The organism is Desulfonatronospira sp., from assembly GCA_003563255.1.
Taxonomy (GTDB): Bacteria; Desulfobacterota; Desulfovibrionia; order Desulfovibrionales; family Desulfonatronovibrionaceae; genus Desulfonatronospira.
Map to the genome: position 1 here is coordinate 1 of PWSL01000260.1, position 6,715 is coordinate 6,715.

Sequence of the window (6,715 nt, forward strand, 5' to 3'; positions counted from 1 at the left end):
GCTTTGAGCCCTGGGAATGGATCGTGGGCACTGGAGTATATATCCATGACGTACAACAGATTGCCGGAGAAACCCGAAATACATCCTTATTCTGGACTGGCGTAATTGTTCTGGTTGTAGGTGCGATTGTTGTTTTTTTTATCATAAACATCTTAAAACCTCTGATGAGAACCATATCCTTTGTTGAGGGAATGTCCAAAGGGGAGCTTGGTGAAAACTTGAATATCAAGAACAGGGATGAGCTGGGCCGGCTTTCTTCTTCCTTGAATGAAGTCCAGAACAACATCAACGCGATCATCCGGGATGTAGGGCAAATGACCCAAAGCATAAGGCACGGGTATATAAGGGCGGCCCTTTCTGAAGACCGCTTCCGGGGAGATTATGCCAGGCTGGCTTCGGACATAAACCATGTTTCCGGCACCCTTGCCAGCTACCTTGAGACCCTTCCCATATCGGCCATGACTGTGGATGATGAATGCACTGTTTTGTGGATGAATGAAAAAGGAGTCAAGGAAAGCAAAACCGACCCTGTAGGCAGAAAGTGTCATGAAATATTCGGGAAGGAAGGTTGCGGAACGGACACATGCGCCACAAAGAAGTGTATGAGCACGGGCAGCCAGGAATATGATGAGTCCAGTCTGACAGTTGGCGGCAAAACCTGCTACATGGCTTATTACAGCACTCCCGTTAAAAGTTCGGACGGCAGGACGATAGGCGCCTTTGAAGTCCAGGTGGATCTGACGGAGATAAAGCTGGCTCAGCAGAAAATACAGGAAAGCGCTGAGAGAGCAATGTCCGTATCAGACTCTGTATCCTCTGCCTGTGATGAGCTCGCCGCCCAGGTGGAACAGACCAGCCGGGGAACAGAGGAGCAGACCAACAGAATCGGTGAGACAGCCACTTCCATGGAAGAAATGAACGCCACAGTGCTTGAGGTGGCCAGGAATGCATCCGGAGCAGCGGAGCAGGCTGACGAGGCCAAGGTTAAGGCCGAGGAAGGAGCAGAGATAGTCAGGCAATCCGTGGAGGCCATAAATGAAGTGCAGGAGCAGACCAGGGCCATGAAGGAAAGCCTTAACACCCTGGGCAGGCAATCAGAAGAGATCGGCAAGGTGATGACCGTCATTGACGACATTGCCGACCAGACCAATCTCCTTGCTCTTAACGCCGCCATTGAAGCGGCCCGGGCCGGGGATGCCGGACGGGGCTTTGCTGTAGTGGCCGACGAAGTGCGCAAACTGGCGGAAAAAACCATGAACGCCACCAAGGAAGTGGAGAAGACAGTAACCTCCATCCAGGAGAGCACCAACTCAAATGTTGAGAATATGGAACAGGCAACCCGGATGGTGGAGCGGGCCACGGAGCTGGCCAATAGTTCCGGTCATGCTCTGAAGCAAATAGTGAACCTGGCCCAGGAGGCGGCGGACCAGGTGCGCTCCATTGCCACGGCCAGCGAGGAGCAGTCCTCTGCCAGTGAAGAAGTGAACAGAAGTATGGAGGACGTCAACCGCATTGCCAGGGAAACCACCGATGCCATGAACCAGTCGGCCCAGGCGGTGTCTGATCTGGCTCAGCAGGCCAGTGAGCTGCAAAAGATCATCGAGGACCTGAAAAAAACGTAAACTGCAGACTCATGTTTGTTATTAAGATGTGACTGCAAAAAGTCAAAAACTGACTTTTTGCAGGCGCATCTATACATTGGGTTGCGGGCAAAACCCGCGTTAGTTTTTTTCCTGAAGCCCCAGATTCTGGTAAAGGGATTTGTAGTCCAGGTTTTCATTGACTACTTGACAACCCTGCTTGATCTTGACCTCCTCTCTGAGTTTGGTGCGATTGAGGATTTTTTCCATTTTCTGAGCAATAGTGAAGGTGTCTTCGCGGGCCACTATAATGGGAATGCCCAGCACCTCGGACCTGGTGAGAACGATGTCATTGGGGTAGATGTTGCCGGTAAGAATCAGGCACGGGCAATTGCCTTCCATGGCCACCAGATGCAGGTCTGAACGGTCACCGCCCACGATAACCGCAGAGTTCTTGTTTTTATGGAAGTGGGCCATAAAGTTCTCAATCTGCATGGTACCTATGAGAAAGTTTTGAATGACCTGATCGGCCTTGCTTTGCATGGATATGACTCTTCCGCCCAGTTCCTTGGCCAAATCACCTACGCTGATGGCCTTGAGGAGGGAATCGTGGGGGATGATGCCAAGCACATTGACCTGTCTGTGCTCCAGCATTGGAGTGATGTATTCCTTGGCTTCCCGCATGAAAGACTCAGGTACATCGTTGAGGATTACTCCCACCAGGTCGTCTCCAAGTATTTCCTTGGCTGCGATCAGGTAATCGTAGTTAAGTTCCTGCTTGTAGCGGTCTATGAGTATGACCTTGGATCCAAGAGCCCTGCTGATGCTCATGCCGTCCAGGTTGCAGTATTTGCCGGTATACAGATAACTACCGGATCCCCCGATGAGCATGAGGTCGTTGTCGCCTTTCAACTGGTCATAGGATTTCTTAATATCCTGCATATAAAGCAGACACTCGCCTGTATATGCCTTCTGCATAAAGTCCTGGGATATAAGGACAGGTGTGATGGAGCTCAGATCGTCAATTTTTATGTCCAGAAACTTGAGTGCTTCGTAGGCGTCTTCGTCGACCATCTTGCCTTCAATCTCTCTGGGTACTGCTCCCACAGGCTTCATGTAGCCGGTCTTGATGCCGTCATCCTTGAATTTTTTTCCAAGGGCCAAAGTGATCAGGTTTTTGCCGGAAAAACCATGCGTAGATCCGATATACAGTCCGACCATAGTAAAATCCTCCTTATTTATTATCCCTATTTTGTCATTTGCATCTGTTTAGCGCTAGTTCCGATGATTGAGGTATTTTGAGCAAAAAATCATGGTCAACAGGCTTACTGCTCCACCTCTGACTCGTAAGACCCGTGACTGCTTGTCGGAGAGGCAGGCATACAGCCGGCTGGGGTGCCGTCCGGCATCCAGCAGGGGGTTCTGATTGGTTCCAGGTAACCATTAAAACGCTAATTAGTGAGGGGGTGCCTGTCCCCAATTGAGACAGGATAATTTTTTAAGTTTCGCTGTATTTTTAATCTTCAAAATATTATCAGTTTTAACCGTCTGAATTCTTTATCTTAACCATTTAATGCTCAAGTGAACAGTTACGTCTTTATAAAGAAAAGTGCTGCAAACACAAGTTTGTGAATAAAATCATAAGCGCTAATCATAGACGGGTAAAATTCAAAAAGGTTCAATGAAAGGACAATGCTGCTCTGAGTGCATTGCTCTAGTCATCCAACAGGATAAGACGGAAAATGTCAATAGATGGACAGAACAAGCAGATGGTCATGAAAAAAAGTTTTGCAGCACCCGGAAAGATATTGACCGGGTGCTGGGTTGGGCTGGCTTTTATGAAGAAGCTGAATCGGCCTCAAGCTTTTGCAGCCTGGCCAGGTAGGCGTCAGTCTGCTCCTGAATAAACTGCAGGTCAGGCTCCTTGAGGTGTGCAAATCTTCTCTGGGTCTTGAGGTACTCTACAACCGGCTTGGGCTTCTTGATATTCTTGGTAATAGTCAGTTTGCCATGGACAATTTCGTACAAGGGGAAGATGTTGGTCTGCACAGCCAGTTTGGAGATCTCTATACTCTTTTCAGGTTTGCTCCTCCAGCCAGTGGGGCAGGCAGAGTAAATATGCAGGTATGCAGGCCCTTCAACGGTGAGAGCCTTCTTGACCTTGTTCATCAGGTCCAGGTGAAATCCCGGATTGGCAGTTGCCACGTAAGGGATGTTGTGTGCGGCGGCAATGCCGGGCATATCCTTTTTCCAGGTCTGTTGGCCCTGGAATTTTGATCCCACCGGGGAAGTGGTGGTCATGGCACCAAGGGGTGTAGCGCTGGAGCGCTGTACACCGGTATTCATATAGGCTTCGTTGTCCAGGCAGACATAAACAAAGTTGTGTCCTCGTTCCAGGGCACCGGACAGGGCCTGCAGCCCGATGTCGAATGTGGCTCCGTCGCCGCCTACAGCAATGACATTAGGCTTTTTAGCGGGAATTCTGCCTTTGCGCTCCAGGGCCTTAATCCCGGCTTCTATCCCGGCGGCTACTGCAGAGGTATTATTAAAGGCCACATGCATCCAGGGAATCTTCCAGGCGGTCTGGGGAAAGGGCGAGGTAATGATTTCCATGCACCCTGTGGCGTTGGCTACAATGGTATTGGGCCCGGCCACACGCATGACCATGGCCAAAGCCAGTACTTCGGCGCATCCCTGGCAGGCCCTGTGACCCGGAGAAATCATGTCCTCTTTGGGCATGTTTTTCTGGGTTATTTTTTCCAAGTTTTCTAGGGCGCTACTATTTAGCATCTGAACATACCCCCCATATAGTATAGTTTGGATCCAGGCTGTCCTTCAGGGCCTGGGCATACATTTCCTTGAAGTCGTTGACGGTCACGTCGCGGCCGCCAAGGCCGGCAATTATGTTGTACACCCTGGGTCTGATCTCCTGGGAATAAAGAAGGGCCAGGATCTCCTGGGCCACAGGTCCGCTGTACGCCCCAAGGCTCAAGGCACGGTCAATAACGATGATCCTGTCCGCTCCCTTAATGGCTTCCAGAAATTCTTCCCTGGGGAAAGGCCGCCAGAGACGAATGCGCACCTGGCCTACGGATTCTCCCTGGGACTGCAGGTTTTCCACGGCGTTCATGGTGGTTTCGCCCTGTGATCCCATGGTAACAAACAATGTCTTGCCCTGAAGGTCGCCGTTTTTCTCGATGAGTTTGTACTCATGGTCAAATTTTTTATACCATTCGTCAAACACCTCCCGGACAACCTTGTGGGATCTCCAAAGGGCCTGCTCGCATTGCTTGCGGGATTCAGTGTACACTTCAGGTACGCCCACAGGGCCCATAGTCACCGGCTTTTCCGGATTCAGAGTCAGGGCGGGTTTGAAGGGCGGCAGGAACTCGTCGATTCTGGCCTGATCAATGAATGTTACCGGCTCGATCATGTGTGTGAGGATGAATCCGTCGATATTTACACATACCGGCAACAGCACGCGGTGGTCTTCAGCGATCTTGAAGGCCATAATGGACAGTTCGTAAGCTTCCTGCCCGTTTTCTCCGAAAAGCTGCACCCAGCCAATATCCCGTTCAGCCATTATATCGCTGTGGTCGTTCCAGATGGAAATGGGGGCGGAAAGAGACCTGTTGGCCACAGTCATGACTATAGGCAGGCGCATGCCCGAAGCTATGAACAGGGTTTCATGCATGTAGGCCAGTCCCTGTGCCGCTGTAGCTGTGTAGGACCTGGCGCCTGCTGCACTGGAGCCGATGGCTGCGCTCATGGCGGAGTGCTCGGATTCCACCGGGATGTATTCCGCGTCCAGTTCTCCGTTGGCGACATATACCGACAGCTCTTCAACGATATGGGTCTGAGGCGTGATGGGATAGGCTGAAATTACGTCCACGTTGGCCTGCTTCACTGCTTCCGCGATGGCCAGCGAGACTTCCAACCCGATAGCCTTGCTCATTGTTTCCTCCGTTATTAATGATGGATGGTTATTAAATTTGCTCTCTGCAGACTCTGTTCAACCCGGGTGTCAGTCCATGGTCATGGTGATGGCCTTCTTGGGACATTCGTTGGCGCAGATGCCGCAGCCTTTGCAGTAAAAAAGATCAGCCGGGTAGAATCCCTCGCTGTCTTCGTGAATGCAGAACTCGGGACAGTACACACTACACATGCCGCACTTGATGCATTTTTCCTGGTCAGTCACAGGATGCAGGGTTTTCCAGTCACCCGTTTTGAGCTGTGCGGCATTTCCCGGTTCGGTGATGGCTGTACCCAGTTCCAGTTTTTGCCATGCGCATAATGCTAAATTAGCCATATTCAACTCCTGCTTAGTTTGCCATCTCAAAGGCTTTTTTGAGGGCCTCAAAGTTTTTGGGGCCAAGTTTAGGACCGAAACGATCCATGATAACCTCTTCCATGTCCTGGGGGTCCAGGATGCCTGAAGCCTTGAGCAGAGCTCCAAGCATAGTGGTATTGGTAATCGGCACCGAAAGTACTTCCATAGCTATTTTGGTGGCGTCGACGCTGTAAGCCCTGGGCCAGTCGTGCTTATTTTTCAGCTCTGCACTGTCCTGGGATGAGTTTACCACAACCACCCCGCCTTCCTTGAGTCCTTCAGCCACGTTGACAACATCCAGCAAAGAAGGGTCCAGTACCAGGACCATGTCCGGCTGATAAATTTTTTCCCTTTTGCGGATCTTTTTGGTGTCCACACGCACAAAGGCTTGCACTGGTGCTCCTCTTCTCTCCGGTCCAAAGCTGGGGAAAGCCTGAGCGAACTTTTCCCTGGAAATAGCGGCGCGGGCCAGAAGCTCTGCCGAGGTCACAGCTCCCTGGCCTCCTCTGCCATGCAGTCTGATTTCCCACATAGTTATTCAACTCCTGAGTTTAGGGTTAATCTGAATCAAAAAAATTTAATTGACATTAAAGCTTGACAGTCAAAAGTTCACTGGCAACTTCTTGTGTTTATTGACAATTTCCAGGATGCCGAATGTCCGGAATAATATCAGTTTTAATCGCCTTAGGCGCTTAGCACAAATTTCAAACAAACATGTTGGTCGTTAAAATCGGTTCCTGGTTACCTCTCGTTCCCAGGCTCCAGCCTGGGAACGCTTAGTTCTTGCGGCTCCAGCCGCTTCTTA

The 6,715-nt window shown here is 50.6% G+C and carries 6 protein-coding genes; 1 reads left to right on the forward strand and 5 read right to left on the reverse strand.

The features are described from left to right. Window positions 1-1,622, forward strand: a 1,622-nt coding sequence (locus tag QZP87_RS07565) for a methyl-accepting chemotaxis protein (protein WP_291322313.1), incomplete at its 5' end; no start/stop codon positions are given. Between the two features lie 99 nt (window positions 1,623-1,721). Here the strand turns inward: QZP87_RS07565 and QZP87_RS07570 are convergent. From QZP87_RS07570 to QZP87_RS07590, 5 genes are all read right to left on the reverse strand, one after another. Beyond that, window positions 1,722-2,801, reverse strand: coding sequence for a DRTGG domain-containing protein (locus tag QZP87_RS07570; RefSeq protein ID WP_291322314.1), 1,080 nt, complete (start codon window positions 2,799-2,801; stop codon window positions 1,722-1,724). 615 nt (window positions 2,802-3,416) lie between these two features. Beyond that, window positions 3,417-4,319, reverse strand: coding sequence for a thiamine pyrophosphate-dependent enzyme (locus QZP87_RS07575; protein WP_291322315.1), 903 nt, complete (start codon window positions 4,317-4,319; stop codon window positions 3,417-3,419). A gap of 40 nt (window positions 4,320-4,359) precedes the next feature. Next, a complete protein-coding gene (porA, locus tag QZP87_RS07580) occupies window positions 4,360-5,535 on the reverse strand; it encodes a pyruvate ferredoxin oxidoreductase (protein ID WP_291322316.1) in 1,176 nt (391 codons plus the stop codon). Between the two features lie 69 nt (window positions 5,536-5,604). Continuing rightward, on the reverse strand, window positions 5,605-5,889 hold the full coding sequence (locus tag QZP87_RS07585; protein ID WP_291322317.1) for a 4Fe-4S binding protein: 285 nt from the start codon (window positions 5,887-5,889) through the stop codon (window positions 5,605-5,607). Between the two features lie 13 nt (window positions 5,890-5,902). Continuing rightward, window positions 5,903-6,442 carry a pyruvate ferredoxin oxidoreductase subunit gamma gene (locus QZP87_RS07590; RefSeq protein WP_291322318.1) on the reverse strand — a complete coding sequence of 180 codons (540 nt, stop codon included), beginning with the start codon at window positions 6,440-6,442 and terminating at the stop codon, window positions 5,903-5,905. Window positions 6,443-6,715: the final 273 nt, after the last annotated feature.

Excerpts from the sequence above, each read along its gene's own strand:
- QZP87_RS07570 (WP_291322314.1), bottom strand. The coding sequence starts at position 2,801 with ATGGTCGGACTGTATATCGGATCTACGCATGGTTTTTCCGGCAAAAAC.
- QZP87_RS07575 (WP_291322315.1), bottom strand. The coding sequence starts at position 4,319 with ATGCCCAAAGAGGACATGATTTCTCCGGGTCACAGGGCCTGCCAGGGA.
- porA (WP_291322316.1), bottom strand. The coding sequence starts at position 5,535 with ATGAGCAAGGCTATCGGGTTGGAAGTCTCGCTGGCCATCGCGGAAGCA.
- QZP87_RS07585 (WP_291322317.1), bottom strand. The coding sequence starts at position 5,889 with ATGGCTAATTTAGCATTATGCGCATGGCAAAAACTGGAACTGGGTACA.
- QZP87_RS07590 (WP_291322318.1), bottom strand. The coding sequence starts at position 6,442 with ATGTGGGAAATCAGACTGCATGGCAGAGGAGGCCAGGGAGCTGTGACC.